At 70.5% G+C, this 17,660-nt stretch carries 11 protein-coding genes and 1 pseudogene; 7 read left to right on the forward strand and 5 right to left on the reverse strand.

Going from position 1 to position 17,660, the window contains the following annotated elements:
* The 5 genes and pseudogenes from ligC to VG276_14445 all read right to left on the reverse strand — a co-directional run bounded on the left by ligC (position 1) and on the right by VG276_14445 (position 3,991).
* Positions 1-566: pseudogene (ligC, locus tag VG276_14425) on the reverse strand (ATP-dependent DNA ligase).
* A 350-nt stretch (positions 567-916) separates the two neighbouring features.
* Positions 917-1,669 (reverse strand): HAMP domain-containing sensor histidine kinase, encoded by a 753-nt coding sequence (locus VG276_14430; protein HEV8650563.1) that lies wholly within the window; start codon positions 1,667-1,669, stop codon positions 917-919.
* Positions 1,670-1,753: 84 nt separating this feature from the next.
* A complete protein-coding gene (locus VG276_14435; GenBank protein HEV8650564.1) occupies positions 1,754-2,449 on the reverse strand; it encodes a MarR family transcriptional regulator in 696 nt (231 codons plus the stop codon).
* A gap of 525 nt (positions 2,450-2,974) precedes the next feature.
* The gene (locus tag VG276_14440) at positions 2,975-3,220 is read right to left on the reverse strand and encodes a hypothetical protein (GenBank protein HEV8650565.1); all 246 of its coding nucleotides are present in this window, start codon (positions 3,218-3,220) and stop codon (positions 2,975-2,977) included.
* Positions 3,221-3,625: 405 nt separating this feature from the next.
* Positions 3,626-3,991 (reverse strand): hypothetical protein, encoded by a 366-nt coding sequence (locus VG276_14445; GenBank protein HEV8650566.1) that lies wholly within the window; start codon positions 3,989-3,991, stop codon positions 3,626-3,628.
* Between the two features lie 694 nt (positions 3,992-4,685).
* Between VG276_14445 and VG276_14450 the strand changes: the two genes are divergently transcribed.
* From VG276_14450 to VG276_14480, 7 genes are all read left to right on the forward strand, one after another.
* On the forward strand, positions 4,686-5,030 hold the full coding sequence (locus VG276_14450) for a hypothetical protein (protein HEV8650567.1): 345 nt from the start codon (positions 4,686-4,688) through the stop codon (positions 5,028-5,030).
* Between the two features lie 12 nt (positions 5,031-5,042).
* Positions 5,043-6,683, forward strand: a complete 1,641-nt coding sequence (locus VG276_14455) for a DNA cytosine methyltransferase (GenBank protein ID HEV8650568.1) — start codon at positions 5,043-5,045, stop codon at positions 6,681-6,683.
* Between the two features lie 508 nt (positions 6,684-7,191).
* On the forward strand, positions 7,192-9,750 hold the full coding sequence (locus tag VG276_14460) for a hypothetical protein (GenBank protein HEV8650569.1): 2,559 nt from the start codon (positions 7,192-7,194) through the stop codon (positions 9,748-9,750).
* Positions 9,747-10,253: a hypothetical protein gene (locus VG276_14465; GenBank protein HEV8650570.1), complete on the forward strand. Its 507-nt coding sequence runs from the start codon at positions 9,747-9,749 to the stop codon at positions 10,251-10,253. The genes VG276_14460 and VG276_14465 overlap by 4 nt, the downstream gene beginning before the upstream one ends.
* 406 nt (positions 10,254-10,659) lie before the next feature.
* Entirely contained in the window at positions 10,660-16,173 is a 5,514-nt protein-coding gene (locus VG276_14470) for a DEAD/DEAH box helicase (protein ID HEV8650571.1), read from the forward strand.
* A 5-nt stretch (positions 16,174-16,178) separates the two neighbouring features.
* On the forward strand, positions 16,179-17,324 hold the full coding sequence (locus VG276_14475; GenBank protein HEV8650572.1) for a PD-(D/E)XK nuclease family protein: 1,146 nt from the start codon (positions 16,179-16,181) through the stop codon (positions 17,322-17,324).
* Positions 17,317-17,660: very short patch repair endonuclease (locus VG276_14480; protein ID HEV8650573.1), on the forward strand; the 344-nt coding region annotated here is incomplete at its 3' end. The genes VG276_14475 and VG276_14480, both read left to right, overlap by 8 nt.

Below are 17,660 nucleotides of genomic sequence, written 5' to 3' on the forward strand. Positions count from 1 at the left end.
CCTGCTCGTAGACCCCGTCAAGGGCCTTGGCGACCACGCCGTCCAGCCCGGCGCCCTCGAACCGCCCCAGCCACTCACTCGCCAGGTCGCGGTCGGTGGTGGTGCGGGTCAGGCGGCCTCACCCGGGCGAGGGCCTCCTCCAGCGCCGCCCGCCGCCGGCGAAACGGCTGGCCGGTCCAGTCCACGTCCCCAAGGGCCAGCAGGTCGAAGGCGATCAGGCGGGCCGGGGTCTGGGTGGCCAGCAGGGCGACCCGGCTGGCGGCGGGGTGGATGCGCAGCAGCAGCGCGTCCCAGTCCAGCCGCTGGCCGGCGGCGTCGGGGACCACGATCTCGGCGTCGATCACGCACCGGGCGGGCAGGTGCGCCTTGACCGCGGCGACCAACTCGGGGAAGTAGCGGGTCAGCGGGCGCTCGTTGCGGCTGCCGAGCTCCACCTCCTCACCGTCGCGGAACACGATCGTGCGGAACCCGTCCCACTTGGGCTCGAAGCTGAACGCCCCGTCGGGCAGCTCGGCGACCGGCTTGGCCAGTATCGGCGCCACCGGCGGCATCACCCCAAGGTCCATGCACCCCAGTATCCAGCACCTAGCGCTCGCCCTGGTACAGCGTCGACGCCTAGCAACGGCCTGCCCAGCAGCCAGACGTCCTGACCATGATCCCGTCCCGCCGGGGCCGGGCCGCTCACCCGTCGACCGCACACGCGCCGCCGCGCGGGTGCCCACATGGCCACCGGCACCCCCCCCCTGCTACCAGGCAGGCCCGTGCGCGGCCGACAGCGGCCCACACGCGCCGTCACGGCCAACCACGACCGGCCTCCGCTCATCCCCACCCGCACCGAACTACCAGCCCCGACGGATCGCGGCCACAATGCGCCACGGACGACCACTCGATGCGGTACCGGATCACGAGCGCGCCGCTAGTCCTGTCCGCGGGTGCTCGGTGTCGGCGATGCCGCCAGGGGCAGGCGCAGCTCAAGGCGGGCCCCTGGGCCGCCCGGCGGGTCGGTGACGCGCAGCTCGCCGCGGTTGGTGCGGGCAAGCCGCCTGGCGATGTACAGGCCCAACCCCAGCCCGACACCAGGCCGACCTGTCTGCTGGTCGAGCCGCGCGTACCGCTCGAAGACGCGTTCGCGCTCAGCGGGTGGGATGCCCGGCCCGGCGTCCTGGACCGCCAGCAGCGCGTGCAGACCATCCCAGCTGGCCGACAGCCGGATCGGCGCCCCCGACGGGGTGTGCGTGGCGGCGTTGTCGAGCAGGTTGCCGAGGATGCGGCTGATCGCCAGCGGATCGGCGCGGACCAGCAGCGGCCCGGCCAGGTCGACGGTGATCGGACGGCCGGGGTTGGCGAGCCGGGCGGCCAGCCCCGCCTCGTGGGCGAGGGCGGCCGCGTCGACCAGCGACCGCCGGGCCATGCCGGCATGGGGGCGCTCCAGGCCGGCGGCGACTAGGACCTGGTCCAGGAGCCGCTGTAGCTGCTCGCCTTGGCGGCGTGCCATGCCAACCAGCTCGTCCTGCTGCGGGGTGGAGAGGGCTTGGCCGCGGTGCTGCAGGGTCGCCAGGGCGCCCAGCAGCGCCGTCAGCGGCCGGCGCAGCTCATGGGCGACGATGGCGAGCAGCTCGTCGGCCCGTTCGCCCGGCGGCTGCTCGCCGCCGGTAGGCTTGTGGGGCATCGGGAACCTCAGCTTTCCTGATGCGCGTCGGCCGGGGGCGTGGTCGCGCCCCCGGCGGCACTTACTGTTTGGATGGTGGGCGGGTCAGCGCGTTGCGCTCGCCTGGTCGCCGCCCTCGGCGAGGGCGTACATACGGGGCTTGCTGCTGGTCTGGGTGACCTCGCCCTGGTCGGTCATGGTGGCCAGCGCGTTGCCGACTGCGCCGGCGCTGCGGCCCAGCTCCTTGCCGATCCTGGTCGGGGTGAACTCCTGGCCGGGCCGCTCGGCCAGCCAGGCGTGGACCAGGGCGCGCAGCGCCCCAGGACGCAGCCGCGGGCCGCTACCGGTGGCCCCGCCTGGGGGTCGGTCGGCGTCGGGCGCGGACTGGGTGGTCGCCGCCGTCGCGTCGGCCTCGCCGGTGTCGGGTGTGCCGGTGGCCGGCGGCACCGCTTCGGCGCTGGGCGCCTCGGCCGAGGTCTCGGGCGTGGCGGCCGGCTCGTCCACGGGCACCTCGCCGGTGGCAGGTTGCGGTTCGGGCTCGGCGCGGCCGGTGTGGTCGGCGGGGGGGTCAGAGACCAGCGTCCAGTGGTCCGGGGTGGCCTTGCCGCCCCCGGACGTGTCGCGCTGCCGGCTGACCCGACCCTGGGCCTCGAGGTTGGCGAGGGTCTTGCCGGCGGTGGAGCGGCCGATGCCAGCAGCCTCGGCGAGCTCGGCGGCGGTCGCGTCCGGGTGGTGGCGCAGGGCGTCCAGGATCGCCTCGACGCTCGGGGTCTTGGCCCCGGTGGTGCCGGTGGTGGCCATGTGCGGCTCCTTTCGGTGCGGGTGATCCGGCGTCCAAGGACCTACCTCGACCACGCCAGCACCTCAAGGACTGATTCGCTCTGTGACCTGGGCATTTACCGCTGATCCGCGGGTCTGCGGTAGGCACTTTCGGCGCTGTGCTGCCGGGCTGTGGCGGGGACGCCGTAGAGACCGACGGCCGCGCGGTGGGCGGCTGCTGGGCGTGGCGGCAGGGATGGTCGGGGCGTCGTCCCGGCGGCGCCCGTGGGCTGCGTGTGGGCCACCGTGGGCTATTCAGTGCGAGCCGGGCTGCGGCGTGGGGTCGTGGCGCCGTGTCGGTTGTTTCGTTCGGCGTCGGTTCCGCGACCGCGGCGGAAGGCCGACGACGCCACCACGCTGCCGGCGCGGCCGCCGAAGGGCCACGCCAGCAGGATCGAGAGGTGTGCCGCCTACTGTGGGTGGTGGTCGTCCTCCTCCTCGTCGGAGGCGCCGAGGAGCTCATCGATCAGGTCGTCGACCGACCCCGCACCTTACGACAGGTCCCGCTCAGGGTCTGGCGCGGCGAGGTGTCGGCTTCTGGGTGGAGCGCCAGCCGGGCGTGGCGGCGGGTGGCACCGGCGGCTCCATCACACCGATGATCCGGCAGAGCCGTGTCAGGGCGTCGCGCGGTTGCTGCAGCACCTGGCGGAACTCGCCGGCCTCGTGGTCGTTGCCGGCCGTACGCAGGGGCTCCTGGCCGGGCAGGGCAGTCCGGAACACGGTCGTGTCGGCGATCAGGGAGACCATCAGCATAGAGCCGCTCCCGCAGCGCCCGCTGTTCTGGGTTGGCGACCGTCAACCGCCGGCAAGAGGGCTCCTCTCGCCTTTGTCTCTGCAGCAAGATAAGGTCTGCGCCGATAGGCTGGAGTCCGAGATGGGAATGAGGGGTTACTTGTCCGTCGGCTCCCCAGGTCTAGAATCCGCTTGCCGCGCTTCAGAGCCGGCTCTTGCCGCGTTCGCTGAAGCCGGGGTTCGAGTGCTCCTGTCGACCGGGCTGGCGATCGAGGATCGGTGCGCCCTGATCAGGATGAGAGTCATGACCGGGTGCGACTCGGCCTCTCGACAGGCGGGGTGCCGGATCGGATCCACAAGTCTGTGACGCCGATGCTCCGTGACCTTGACCTCGAGCCTCACGACCGCAGCGGACGGCACCAGCTCCTACGCGACTTCTACGAGCCGTGCCTTGCCAACGCGACCGACTATGCTCGAGGTGTTGGCTACCTCACCAGCACCTCCATGGCTGCTGCCGCTCGTGGTCTTCGTCCGTTCCTGGATCGTGAGGGCCGCATGCGCCCAGTCGCCTCCCCAAGCCTCACCGAAGAGGACGCGGCCGCGATCCGCCAAGGCTATGAACAGCGTGAGCGGATCATCGAAGCAGTGCTGCTCCGCGAGCTGGACGATCGCCATGTCCCCGACCCGATCCGTCAGCGTCTTGAGTTCCTCGCCTGGCTGATCGCCGAAGGCCGGCTCGACATCAAGATCGCCCTCGTCGAGGCCGATGAGCGCACCGTGGGCATCTACCACGAGAAGGTCGGCATCTTCCGCGATAACCGGGACGACATCGTGGTTTTCACCGGCTCCGCCAACGAATCCGTCGGCGGTCTCATCGCAAAACTTCGAGGCGCTCGAGGTCTAGTGGAGCTTCGGCGGCACGACATCGGCAGGGAGGGGTCGGCCGGGCCGCGTGGCCGCAGATCAGCGAGGACCGAGTCGAGGCGTTGCTGGAGCGCGGTGTCGGCCTCCTTTGCTGCCGGATTAGCTGTCACACCCCCCGCTCATGGTCTCGGCTGTGAGCGAAGGTCTCCATGCAGGTGCCCCGCGTGGCAGGCATCGACGACCGAAGCCGGTCAGATGGCGCCTCCGGCCGGGTCTGACTGGGATGAAGCCGCCAGGCATCGTCGATCGCCGCCCCGCGTCTCACCCCGTCGTATCCAAACGGTTGGGCCGCGAGCTTGGTCCTCCGCGCAACGTCCTCCGCGATCTGATTCCGCGAAAGGCGCCGCCCGCCATGCCGGCTAGGAGCAGCAAATCGGGAAGTCCTCGAGTTCTGCCCGCCGGAGCGGCCGGGTCGGGGCCGGACACGAATGGCAGCTCCACCGGCCTCATTCTTTCGGGGGCCGAGGTCCAGCTGGTATCGCCGGCTGCCTTGTCGCGCTGGAGAGACATCATCCTGGTCGAGGACGACTCGGCCAGGGCCGTGCGGCGAGGCGCGGCGGGGGTGGCCGACCGCGCCTCCAGGGTGCTCCTGCGGGTCCATCGGATCGGTCGCAACGGGATTCGTGTCGCTGCCGAGCGTTCGTACCTGCCCGGTCTGCTTCGGGACTCCGATGCGAAGCAGCGGTCCGACCTGGCCCTCGACATGGTTGACGGGGTGTCCTGCAGAGGCTCCGTGGTGATATGCGGGCCGGCGTACGGCTGCAGTCCCCGCTTCCTCGACGGCCTGGCCGCCCGCGGGCTCGATGCCGTCGTCGAGGTCAGGCCCAGCAGACCCGTGGCGATCGGGCAGGGCGCGAAGGTGCGCGGAATAGTCCTTGCCTCCGAACTCCTGGACCGGGCGAGGTAGCGCAGTTTCACGGTGCCTGTGGCGGGAGTCGACGGTCGGAGCGTCACCTACGCCGTTGCACGCCTGGGCGCTGGCCGCCTTGGGTCCGGGCCGGCCGGCTCCCTCTTCACGGCGCAAACCGGCGGTATCAACGGCGTGCATCCCGGCACCGTGTTCGGGCTCTCTATGGCCGACGATGCCACGCTCGAGCAGCTGATCGAGACGGTCGGGTGGGCACGCTGGATCAGGCCGCTCGTCCGGCGCGTCGAGAGGTCCGCAGCGCTCCGAGAAGCCGGGTCCGGAGACGAGGGCCCGGGCGCCGTCAACGGAAGCGGGCCGAGGCTGCGGGCGAATATCAAGCTCTCCCGCCGCCAGGACCAGGCCGATGCGGTCGCCCGTCTGGTCCCGCATTGGCGACCGCCCTCCAGGCGCAGACTCGTCAGCGCGTCGAGGCCAGTCAACGTGGTCGAGCTGTTCGCTGGGGCGGGCGGGATGGGACTCGGTTTTCTGCTCGCCGGCTCGGGGCGGTCGCGCTACCGGCTTGTCTACTCCGGCGAGGTCGATCCGATCTACGTGCAGACCCTGAGTAGCAACCATGCTGCGGTGGACAGGATTCTCCCAGGCAGCGTCCCCCTGACGCCGACGCACGTAGATTCTGTCGACCTCCGCTCGACGAAGGCGCAGAAGGAGGTTGAACGCAGGGCTGAGGAGTGGGGCGGGGCCGACGTTCTGATCGGCGGGCCGCCCTGCCAGGGATTTTCGAACGCAAACCGGAACTCGCGGCATAGCTCCAACCCCCACAACCAGCTCATCGACGTCTTTCTGAGATATGTCGTCCGCCTCGCGCCGCGCGTCTTCCTTCTCGAGAACGTCCAGGGGATCCATTGGACTCGCAAGAGCGGCGCTCCACAGGCCCGCTCCAGTGTTCTCGACCACATCCGAACGCGTATGGCAGCCGCCGGCTACGAGGTCTTCGTCCAGCTACTGGACGCCGTCTGGTACGGAGTCCCGCAGTACAGGAGCCGCCTTTTCGTCCTGGGCGTTCACCGAGATCTGGGTTATGACCCTGACGACTTCGGGCCCTGGGGCCCGTTCCCGCAACCGTCCCACGGCCCGGGGACGTCGCGGGACTACATAACGGTCCGCGACGCGGTCGGCGACCTTCCGCCGGTCGGTAACGGCCACGCCGTCGAACGTATGGCGTACGTCGAGCCGACCAGGGCGGCCCTCGGTGCCAACAGCTTCTTGTCCATCATGCGGGTGGGCGCCGAGCAGAACGCGGTCACGGACCATGTGACGTCCAGGCACGCCGACTACGTCATCGAGCGGTACCAAAAGATCCCCCCAGGTGGGAACTGGGAGAGCATCGCCGACACCCTCACCAACTACGCAGACGTCAATCGGACCCACAGCAACATCTACCGCCGGCTCTTGTGGGGTGAGCCCTCAATCACCATCGGCCATTACCGCAAGAGCATGCTTGTGCACCCCTCCCAGCACCGTGGTCTCTCCCTCCGGGAGGCCGCCCGGCTGCAGTCGTTCCCGGACTGGTTCCGATTCCAGGGCAACCCCGCGGGAGGCCGGGGCGGGCTCGTCCACAAGCAGCAACAACTCGCCAACGCGGTCTGCCCGCTGGTCACTAAGGCGATCGCCGAACTCATTCTCGAGCTCTAACGTGACCCATCGGCCAGGGCCCCTAGCACCCTTCCGAGCGCTCCTCCGTCGACTCCTGGGTGGCGCCCTTCGTGCGACAGGAGGCAGGAGCCGCCGGGCGTCTCGGGCGACTGCGTTGTCCCGCGCGCTGGAGCCCAGCCCCGACCTGACGCCCTCCACGCCCACGCCAGGGTCGCCGCCGGCAGCCACGGATCTGCGGGCCGTCGACTCGGAGGAGCGAACGGGGCCGGCGGACGCCGACATCGCACCGACTGCGGCCAGCGGAGGCGGGTTCGCCTACCGGGAGCGGGGGCGAGCAGGGGAAGCGGTCGGCTCGGCCCTGGCAGATGCCGCCCTCCCTGCGGAGCCGGACTCGGCTGTCGACGGTGCCGCGTCTGCACACCAAGAACCCCCCGACGAGGAGGCCGCGGCCGGGCAGCGGCCGGAACCCCCAGCCGCGGAGGGCGGCGAGCCGCCGGCGGGCGCCGCGAATACAGAGGCGGGGGTTGCCGGAGGCGGGTCCGTCCGGATGGAGGAGGACGAAGCGGACGTGGTCCCCCCGCGCGCCGACCCAGGCGGCGCCTATCCGCCCGCGCCGGCCGCCTCTGCTCCTGCGCCCTCGACCGACGAAGCTGTTGGGACCGGCGCGCCGAGCCTGGAGCGGGTGGTCAACCGCGAGGCCTCGGCGCCCTCCGAGACGTCATCTGCCGTCGGTCCGCCCGAGCACGACGGCGCAGAAGAGGAGCCGTCGAGGACGAGCGCCGGCGGCTTCCAGTCGACGGAGGTTGAGGGTGGCGCCCGCGCTGAGCCGTCTCCGGCGGACTCCACCCACCTGGCGGAGCCGGCATCTGCAAGCCACGGTGCCGCGTCTGCACGCCAAGCCCCTCCCCCGAAGGAGCCCGCGGCCGGGCAGCAGCCGCAACTCCGAGCCGCGGAGGGCAGCGAGACGGCGTGCACCCATGTCGAGGCTGCTCTGGGCGGGCCCAGCGCCGAGGGCGGCGCTCGCGCCGGGAGCCGGGCGGCGGTTCCAGGCGGCCCGGGGATCTCACGCGCCGGGCAGCTCCGTTCGGCTCCCCCCCGCCCTTCCGCACTCGACAGGCGGCCTCCGAAGCTCACGCCCGGCTTCTTCCTTCCCGAGCCGTACCTGCGATGGAACCACGCCCTCGTTGAGCACTGCCTGCTCGAGCCGTCGGATCGACGCGGTCCCGCATATCTCAGCATCACGCCAAGGATCCTCTCCGCGGCACTGGAAGCCGAGGAGGGCGAGCTTCTGAGCCCCGAGGATGCGGCGCTGGACTTCGCCGCCGCCGTCTCCCTCGCTTACCAGACCCGGATCCTGAGCGAGCCCGACAAGCTCTGGGCGCTGGCCGGGGTCGCAGCGGACGGCCTGCCGCATTCGGCCGCATTCCTCGCCCTCTCGGTGCTCGCCGCCTACCAGATGCACTCCGATGAGGAAGCTGGGCCCAACGCCTATTACCCGCGGCTGGCCTCGCTGCTCGGCTGCGATCTGGTGGGCGGGCACCCCCGCGGGTTCAATCCCGTAGACTTCGGGAACCTCTGGGACCTGCTGAGCTCGTGGCTGGAGCGCCAAAGCGGCCGGACGCTGGCGCTTCCAGGGCCCGACCCAGGACTCCGGCGGTACATCGCCTATCCGCTCGGTCACGTGCCGCTGCGGCAGGTCGACATCGACAAGCTGCCGGACTTCTTCGACTGGGCCGGGCTGGAACCCGGGAGCAACGCCGACCCCGCATTCCTAGGCGAAGCCTTTCAGCGCTGGGCCTCCGCCCGAGGCCTTATCAGCCGGGCGGGTGAGAGCGCCATGGCGGACGAACGGCGCCCGGCCGTGGAGGGCCAGCTGTCCCTGGAGCTCGAGGCGTGGGACGGGTCTTGGACCGACAGGTTCGGGCGCCGGACCGCGGCCGTCCACGTCCTTCTCGACTTCCGCCGCCGCCAGCCGTACCTGTCCTTCCTTCCTCGCAGGCCGCTGAGCTTCCCCTCCACGTTCGACGATGGATCACACGTCTTCGAAGCGGGAGAGCAGGGGTGGTACGACCCCGTGCCGATAGCAGCCGACGACGGCCCGGCACTAGAACGCGGCTTCCTGTGGGTGGGGTCGTCGCCGCGGGGACCGGTCTCGCTACATCGCCCGCCGTCGACCGCAATCGCCCTTCGACCAGCCGCAGACTTCACCGGATACCTCTCGCAGAGGGGCCTTCCGCTCGGCGTCGAGTCGGCGGTTCTGTGCAGCGCACCGCTGGAGGCGGCAGCCGAGGAATTCCTGAGCACGGTTACGTCGGTCCGCTGCCGGGCGCCGGACCACCCCGCCGTCCCCGACGGCTGGCGCCTCTTCACCGGCATCGTTCCCAAGAGCAGCGAGCCGCCGCCGCCCAGCCTGGACGCGCTCGGCGTCGAGTCGGCCGCCGCCGTGATACTCCGGGGAGGACTGCGCATCGGCCGGCGGGCCACGTGGCTGGCCGGCGCTCCTCCGACCATCCTGGTCGGCGGCCCGGACGGGCTTACGGCCACCATCGACAGCCGGCCGGTAGCTGTGAGGGATGGCGTCGTCGACCCCTCAGGCAACCTCGAGGTCGGCCCACACCTCGTCGAGGTCGGACGCGTCCGCAGGAGGCTGGAGATCGTCGAGCCGGAAGGCAGATGGGACGCCTGCGCGCCCCTTGTCGGCGCTGCGAACGGCCACACCCGGCTGTGCGTCGCCCTTCCTCCCGGACTCTGGACCGTCATCGGCGCGAGGCCGGACCAGGTGGCCAGAGGCGCCTCCTCCGACCGGGGCACCCTGGTTGCGGCCCCCTTCCGGCCCATATGGGCCGTGTCCCTGGGGACCCGCCGCGGCGCAATGGTCCTGTGCCTGACCGAACGCCCGCCCGCGCCGGAGGCCGTCGACTTCGGGCGGTCCCGGCCCGGCGCTCCAGCGTCGGCCTGGACCTCGGCGGTCTACGACGCCCACATTCGCCGGCCGCGGCTCGGGTGGCTATGTGAGGCGGGACCGGACGTCGACCTGCGAGCTGCTTGGCGCAGCTACTGGCTGGCCTCCAAGGCTCTCAAGCGCCGCTGGCGGAGGCGGACGTGACGAGAGGCGAACTCCTGCTTCACTGGCTGACGCACGTTCGCGAAGGTTCCTGGGCCACATTCCGCAGGGCGCTGTCCGCCGTCGAGGCCCCGGACGACGAGTCCGCCGCGACCGCCGGCCGGATGAGGACTCGGCTGTCCGAGATGGCTCACGTCGAGTTCTTCATCGACGGAGGCAACCGATGGCGGACCTTCGCACCTGTTCTCGGCGGCCTGTGCGAGCCGTCGCGCGCAGTTCTGAGCGGCGGCCGCACTCCGCGCCTCGTCGATGCCCTCGCCCGCTCGTGCGAGAAGGAAGGCTGCCGCATCGAGGCGTCGGAAACGCACGATGGACCTGACAGCATCCGCGTGGCCGGACCGGCCGAGGCCTTTGGCGGAGCAGCCGCCGGCGCAGGGCTCCGTTACGTCCCGGGCCTCGCCAGCGCCCTGTGCGCGGCGTTGGAGCCGATCCCGCCGTCCTTGGATCCGCCGCTCCTGGCGCGGCTCCAACCAACTGGTCCGTGAGGTCGTTTGACCTTCGGACCCTGAGATGGGTGGACGGCCTCCTTCCCGACACGGCATACGAATACCGGTCCCGGCACGGCGGCCTGCGTCACTACGTACGCGGGCCCAGGCATGCCCTGCTCCCGCTCGACAGGCGCAGGGCCGTCTACGCCGCTGCACACATAAACCGAGTCGCCCTCCTCTCCTACGACGAGGGTGCGAGGCGCCTCATCGTGCCAATGGGGGCACCGCTGCCGGAGGCGATGGCACGCGCCGCCGCTGCCTGCTCGGGAGCCCCAGCCGCGTTGGAAGACAACCGACTCGTCTACGGCGGCGTTCCTCCCGCCGTTGCCGGTGTGCTGATGCTGGCGGCAGGGCTGCGGCCGCCCGAACCCCACTGGCTGCCTGAAGAACGGAGCGCAGGCTGATGGACGACCCCTTCAAGACCTTCGACGAGATCAGGCGCGCGTTCCTGCGGTACCTCGACAGCCCGTTTCGCCTCCGATACCAGGCACTCATGGAGGAAAGACGGGCGCTGTTTGACCGCGACCGTCAGCTGTACCGCCACCCCCTCTTCGAGCCGATCGTCCCGCATGAGTCCTCGGGGCTGTCCATCGACGCCGCGTGCGCTCGCCTCGGCGTCAGCGCCGAAGCCGGGGAGTTCATCGGCCGAGGCCTCTTCCCCTCGAACCGAACTCTCTACCGGCACCAGCTCGAGGCCTGGGAGGCATCCCGGGCAGGCCGGGCAGTCGTCGTCACGTCGGCGACCAGCTCGGGGAAGACCGAGTGCTACATGATCCCCGTCTTCGCTGGTCTGGTGGAGGAGTCGGCCGGAGGCTGGGGCGCGCCTAGCCAGCCCGCCCCGTTCTGGTGGGATTCCGGCGGGGGGCGGACGGCGCAGCGGGCTTACGAGCCAGCGGAGCGCCCCGCCGCACTGCGCGCGCTCTTCCTGTACCCGCTGAACGCCCTCATCGAGGACCAGCTGGGCCGCATCCGAGAAGCTTGCGACGCGCCTGGACCGCGCGAGTGGATGGCCCAGAACAGGCCCGCCCAGCATTTCTGGTTCGGCCGCTACACAGGCGCCACCCCAGTACCCGGCCTTCCGACGAACGAGAACAAGCGCACGGAGCTGCGGCGCCGGCTCCGGATGATGCAGCGGGACTGGGGGCGGGCCACAGCTTCGGCAGCCGCGCGCGGCGACGCCCGGATCCTCAACTACTTCCAGGACCCGGCCGGCTCGGAGATGTGGTCCCGGTGGGACATGCAGGACCACCCCCCGGACATCCTCATCACCAACTACAGCATGCTCAACATCATGCTGATGCGGGGCGTCGAGGAGGCCGTGTTCGACCGCACCAGAGCGTGGCTTGAGGCGGACCGGGCGAACCTCTTCCACCTGGTGGTCGACGAGCTTCACAGCTACCGCGGCACGCCGGGGACCGAGGTCGGATACCTGCTCCGCGCCCTCCTGGACAGGCTCGGACTGACACCGGACTCCCCGCAGCTCCGCATCATTGCAACGAGCGCCTCGATAGAAGACGACGCCGACAGCCGCCAGTACCTCGAGCAGTTCTTCGGACGGGACCCGGACTCCTTCGCCGTGATTCCCGGCCATCAGCAACGATTCCCTGGAGGCCAGGGCGGCCTCGCCGGCGAAGCCGCGAGGTTCGTCCGCGCTGGCGCGGCCTTGGACTCCGGCGTCGAAGCAGCTACCCAGGAGCTGGCCGGCGCACCGCGGAACGGGCAGGAAGCAGCGACGCTACTTGCGTCCGTCCTAGCCGAGACCGGCGCGCTGGAAGCCGTTCGCCAGGCCGGAGAGTCGGGACCCTTCACCGTGGAAGCAGTGGCGGTGCGCGCTTTTGAATCGAGCGACGGGGAGGCCATCGCCGCCGCCAAGGGTCTTGTCCGCTGCCTCGCTGTGGCCCGGACCGACGAAGAGGTCGCGCCTCTCCCGTTGCGCGTGCACTACTTCTTCCACAACGCGGGACGGCTCTGGGCGTGTACGAACCCTGACTGCGGTGGCAGGTCCGGCCGCACGCCGGCGGGCGCGGACGCGCCCCCGGTGGGGCGGCTCTTCACAGAACCGCGGCCGCGCTGCGACTCCTGCCAGGCCGCCGTGCTCGAGCTTCTGTACTGCCAGCCGTGCGGCGAAGTCCTGCTCGGAGGTTTCCACAAGCTCGATCCAGACTCGCCCAACGCGTGGTTCCTGTCACCCGACTACCCGGATCTGGACCGGGTCCCAGACCGGTCCGCCTCGCTGAGGAGGACGTTCTCCGAGTACATGGTGTTCTGGCCCGCCTCCGGAAGGCGCCTGGCCAGAGCCACCCACCAAACCGGCCCCCAGTGGCAGTGGCAGCAGGACCGCCAGCGCGGATGGCGATGGACTCCTGCGGTACTGGACCAGCAGATCGCCCGCCTAACGAGGCCGCCTCGAGCGCAGGCATCCCAGCCGGGCCTGACGGGCGGCTACGTGTTCATCAGCCCTGATCCGGACGCCAATGCCTTCCCCTCGAAGTGCCCCCACTGCGGCGCGGACTGGGCGCGGCGGCGGGTGGGCTCGTCGATCAGGGACCTCGGATCGGGCTTCCAGCGGGTAGTCCAGTTGCTCTGCGACGCCATGATGCGGGAGCTGGACCCCGTCTCGAGGAAGCTCGTGCTGTTCTCCGACAGCCGCCAGGACGCCGCGAAGCTCTCAACCGGAATCAAGCTGGCCCACCACCTCGACAGCCTTCGGCAGGTGGCCTACGAGCAACTCGCAGGAGAGGCCGCTGGCGCTGTGGCGCAGTACGCGGAAGCGCTGGCGGTCCACCAGGCGGCGGTCGCGCTGGCAGCGCTGGAGCACCGCCAGCAGCAGGCGCCCTTGACCCAGGAGGAGTTCGCCCAGCGCCAGAGGCTCCTCGGCGAACTGCCTCCGGAGGTGTCCGGAGAGGTCCTTCGGCATGCAGCTGTCGGCGGCCCGCCGCCCGCCGCGCTGATTCCGCCGGTGGCGCCGGGCGGCTTCGCCTCGGCGCCGTTCAACTCCCTCCTCGACGCGGCCCGGATGCGGCTTCTCGAAGTCGGTATGAACCCGGGCGGCCCCCAGCCGTCGGTGACCAAGTACCGGCCCCGCGGGCGGCGCGCCCGCACGGTGTGGTGGGACGCACTGTTCGACTGGGACGCGTCGCCCCGGGCCTACCGCGCCGGACTGCAGCCAGTGGAGCAGCAGCTGCGGGACCAGATCGAGGCTTCGCTGCGAAAGTCGGTTGTCCAAGACGTCCTCTTCGCCGATGGCAGCAGGGACTTCGAGTCCCTCAACCTCGGCTTCCTGTGGGTCGACGGAAACGGGCCGCAAAGCGTTGAAGACCAGGCGACCGCGTCGACCATCAGGATGCTGGCGCAGCGACGGCGCTGGACCGGGTCGGATGCCGAAGGGCAGCCGCAACCGCCGTCGTACATCGAGAATTTCCTCCAGGAGGTGGCCGACCGCTCCGGTCGGAACCCGATCGCGCTCCTCAACAGCGTGACCGCCAGGCTCGGCCGGCGGCTCAACCAGTGGCTTATAGCGCCCGAGGAGCTGCAGGTGCTGGCTCCCCGCCCGGACGCCGACCAGCGCATCGCGGTCTACCGGTGCGAACGATGCGGGAGGTCGCACCTGCACCCCTCGGGGCGGGTGTGCACGACATGCCTGCGTCCGCTGCCGGCCGCCCCCGTGATGTGCCCAGTCGACGCCGAGCCGGAGGACTTCTACGAGTATCTAGCGAGGAGCGGCGCCCAGCCGTTCCGGCTCCGCTGCGAGGAGCTCACGGGACAGACCAACGGCGAGGACCGCATCTCAAGGCAGCGGCGGTTCCAAGAGGTCTTCTTGCAGGAGGAGTCCGGGCCGGCGGCCGGCGTCGACCTGCTCAGCGTGACGACGACGATGGAGGCGGGCGTGGACATCGGATCGCTGCAGGCGATCGCTCTCGCCAACATGCCGCCGGTCCGGTTCAACTACCAGCAGCGCGTCGGCCGCGCCGGCCGCCGGGGCCTCGGAATGGCGGCGGCGCTCACCCTCTGCCGCGGCAGAAGCCACGACGATTACTACTTCGAGCGGCCCCGCCTGATCACGGCCGAGCCGCCTCCCATGCCCTACGTAGACGTCTCGCGGGAGGAGATCGCCAAGCGCGTCGTCAACAAGGAGGTGCTCAGGCGCGCCTTCAGGGGGATCGACCTGCCGGCCGGCGCCGACAACGTGCACGGCGAGTTCGGAACCGTCGAGCAGTGGCCGGAGCATCGGCCGGTCGTCGACTCCTGGATAGCGAACCACCCCGGCGAAATGGACTCGGTCTGCGAAGCGATCCTGCGAAGGACGGCGATGGAGTCCGCCGCGGGCCGCGCCGCCATGGCGGCGGACGTGCGCCACGACCTTCTGCAGGCGATCGACGAAGTCACACGGCATCCGGAGAGCCTCCCGCACCTGGCGCTCAGCGAGCGGCTCGCATCGATGGGTGTGCTCCCGATGTTCGGCTTTCCGACCCGCGTCCGAAACCTGTACCACGAATGGCCGTTGCTGGCCCACGGCTGGCCGCCGGACCGCGGCGTCATCGACAGGCAGCTCGACATTGCCATCAGCCAGTTCGCTCCCGGTGCGCAGACGGTCAAGGACGACGAGCTGCACACCTCGGTCGGCGTCGTCGACTACCGCCCGTTCGGGGACAGCGTCGTGGCGGCTCCCGACCCCCTGGCCAACTCGGTGGAGGTCGGCGTATGCCGGCGGTGCCAGGCGCTGGTGCCCGGTCCCCCCGCCCAGGGGGGGTGCCCCTACTGCTCCGCCGCCCGCTCGGGCAGCGGCTACCGGACCGTCGAGCTGAGCGAGCCTCCGGGCTTTACGACGTGGTTCTCGATCGGCGCGGAGTTCACCGGCGGATTTGAGTTCACCCCCCGCGCCCTGCGGGCCAGGATCGGGTCCAGCCCGAATCCGCCGACCGCGGCCCGGAACTTCTCGGTCGACGCGGGATCGCAGCGGGTTTACCGGGTCAACGACAACGGCGGATCGGACTTCGTGTTCCAGAAGCTCGCCAACCAGGACGTGTGGATGACCGAGGACGCCTTCAACCAGGCGCTCCAGGATCTGTCCCTGGCGGAGCGGCGGGCGATATCCGCCCCGCGCTTCGACGCCGCCGAGCAGCCGCTGCGGCGGGCACTCGCCGCCATTGCGAACACCGACGTACTGACGGCGGGAGTGGCCGACGTGCCCGTCGGGCTGTGCCTCAACCCTGCTGTGCCGGAGGCAAGGGCCGGCTGGTACTCCTTGGGCTTCCTCGTCAGGCGCGCTGCCGCGGTTTGGATGGACGTTGCCGAGTCGGAGCTCGACCTCGGGATCCAGCCAGTGATGGACTTCAGCAGTCCCTTCGCTCCGCCGTCGGCAAGGGTCTTCCTCTCCGACGCGCTGGAAAACGGAGCCGGGTACTGCACCCACCTCGGCGAGCCGGGCCGGTTCGAAGCGCTCCTCGAGTTCATCGTCGGCGGCGGCACGCCGCCCGACGATTCGTTCTGGCGCCCGCTCGTCGACGCCCCCCACGAGGAGGAGTGCGCCAGCTCCTGCCACCGGTGCCTCAGGGAGTTCGGCAACATGGCATACCACCCCCTGCTGGACTGGCGTACGGGTCTCGACATGGTCAGGCTGGCGCTCGACCCGTGCGCTCAGATCGACCTCCGCTACCCGTACTGGGCGACGCTGCTGAACCGCATCGCCGGCCCGTACTTCTCCGGCCTCGGCCTGACGGCCGGCCAGCTCGGTGGGCTTGACGCTGGCATTGACCCGGCGCAACACCTCGCCGTCGTCCTCGTCCATCCGCTATGGGACAGGGCGCGGACCAACTTCCGGGCCGACGTTGCCGCAGCGGTGGCCGAAGGCGAACGGCAGGACCTCCGAGTGGAGCTCCAGTCGGTGCTCCGAGCGGTCAGATTCCCGTACGAGTGAGAGGCGTGGTCCAAGTGCTGATCCCTGATCCGCCAGCCCCGAGCCGCATCGACCGCATCTCACCCTCGCTCTATGAAACGCTCCTCGGGTGCCCGGCCAGGGCTGCCTGGTCTGCGTTCGGGCGGCGCGACGCGCTGGCGCCGCACCCATTGGCGTTGCTCGGCACCTGCTTCCACGGCGTGATGGAGGCGGTCCAGAAAGGCCAGATCGCAGGTAGTGCGGACGAGTGCCGGTTCGCGGCCCGGGACTGCTTCGACCGGCTGGCGGCGTCCATCCACGCCGATGCCCACCCCCTGCTGAAGGTGAAATTCCCGTCGCCCGAGAAGCTGCCCTTCCACAACCTGTTCCGCGAGCGCGCCGCCGTCCTTGCCGGCGAATACTGCGGCCGGCCTGGCGAGGATGCCGGGTCAGGCTCCAACGGACAGGGCACCGTCGCCGAGCAACGCTTCACATCCGAGGACGGGCTTATCGTTGGCCGCCCGGATCTGATCGACGTTCCGCGTTCCGAGGTCATCGACTACAAGACCGGTTTGGCCGCCGACGAAGGCTGGCGGGTCTCCGAACGGGAGGCGCGCCAGCTCAACCTGTACGTCTATCTCGCTGGCGAGGCGGGCCTCAGCATCTCGCGCGGGACGATCGTCCGCGGGAACGGCGAGACCGCGACGATCGACATCCCGCGCGCAACAGCGCAGGCCGAGGCGCAGAAGGCACGTGAGGCGCTCGCCGAGTACAACGCCTCCGTCGACGGCCGGACTTTCTACGACCTCGCCCGCCCCGCGCCGGACAACTGCCGGATGTGCCCCTGCCTCCCGATGTGCGAACCATTCTGGCGGGCCTCCGACCCCACATGGCAGGAGGATTGCGGCATTCACGTCGAAGGCACTGTTGTCACGGTAGAACCGGCGATGGTCCAGGCCACACCCCTCGTCTCCCTTCACGTGGAGGCGACGCGCGGGACCCTCGGCCAGGCGACAGTCTCGGTCGAGCAGGTTCCGCTCGCCTGGCCGACGGCGGACGGGGATCGGGCGCCGGAGGTCGGAGACGTCGTACGGATCGTCGACGCGCGCTTGACGAGCCCGGAGGACCCAGTGGTTGTACGGGCCGATCGGATCATGACCTCGCTGTGGAGAGTAGAGACCAACCGTGGCTGACAACATGACCGTGGCGCAGCGGAGCCTGACGATGTCGCGGATACGGAGCCGTGACACCGGACCCGAGCTGACCATCCGCCGGTTGCTGCACGCGCGCGGCCTCCGTTACCGAAAGCATGTGCGGGCGTTGCCCGGTAGGCCCGACCTCGTGTTCAGCGGACCGAAGGTCGCCGTTTTCGTCGACGGCGACTTCTGGCACGGGTGGAAGTTCTCGCAATGGAAGGAGAAGCTGGGCCCGTATTGGCGGGAGAAGATCGAAGGCAACAAGCGGCGTGACGCGCGGAACTTCCGTCAGCTGAGACAGGGAGGCTGGACGGTCATTCGGTTGTGGGAGCA

This window comes from Actinomycetes bacterium (assembly GCA_036000965.1).
GTDB lineage: Bacteria > Actinomycetota > CALGFH01 > CALGFH01 > CALGFH01 > DASYUT01.

What these genes read in the sequence shown, in the direction of transcription:
- VG276_14430 (HEV8650563.1), bottom strand. Translation starts at nt 1,669, where the DNA reads ATGCCCCACAAGCCTACCGGCGGCGAGCAGCCGCCGGGCGAACGGGCC.
- VG276_14435 (HEV8650564.1), bottom strand. Translation starts at nt 2,449, where the DNA reads ATGGCCACCACCGGCACCACCGGGGCCAAGACCCCGAGCGTCGAGGCG.
- VG276_14440 (HEV8650565.1), bottom strand. Translation starts at nt 3,220, where the DNA reads ATGCTGATGGTCTCCCTGATCGCCGACACGACCGTGTTCCGGACTGCC.
- VG276_14460 (HEV8650569.1), top strand. Translation starts at nt 7,192, where the DNA reads ATGGAGGAGGACGAAGCGGACGTGGTCCCCCCGCGCGCCGACCCAGGC.
- VG276_14470 (HEV8650571.1), top strand. Translation starts at nt 10,660, where the DNA reads ATGGACGACCCCTTCAAGACCTTCGACGAGATCAGGCGCGCGTTCCTG.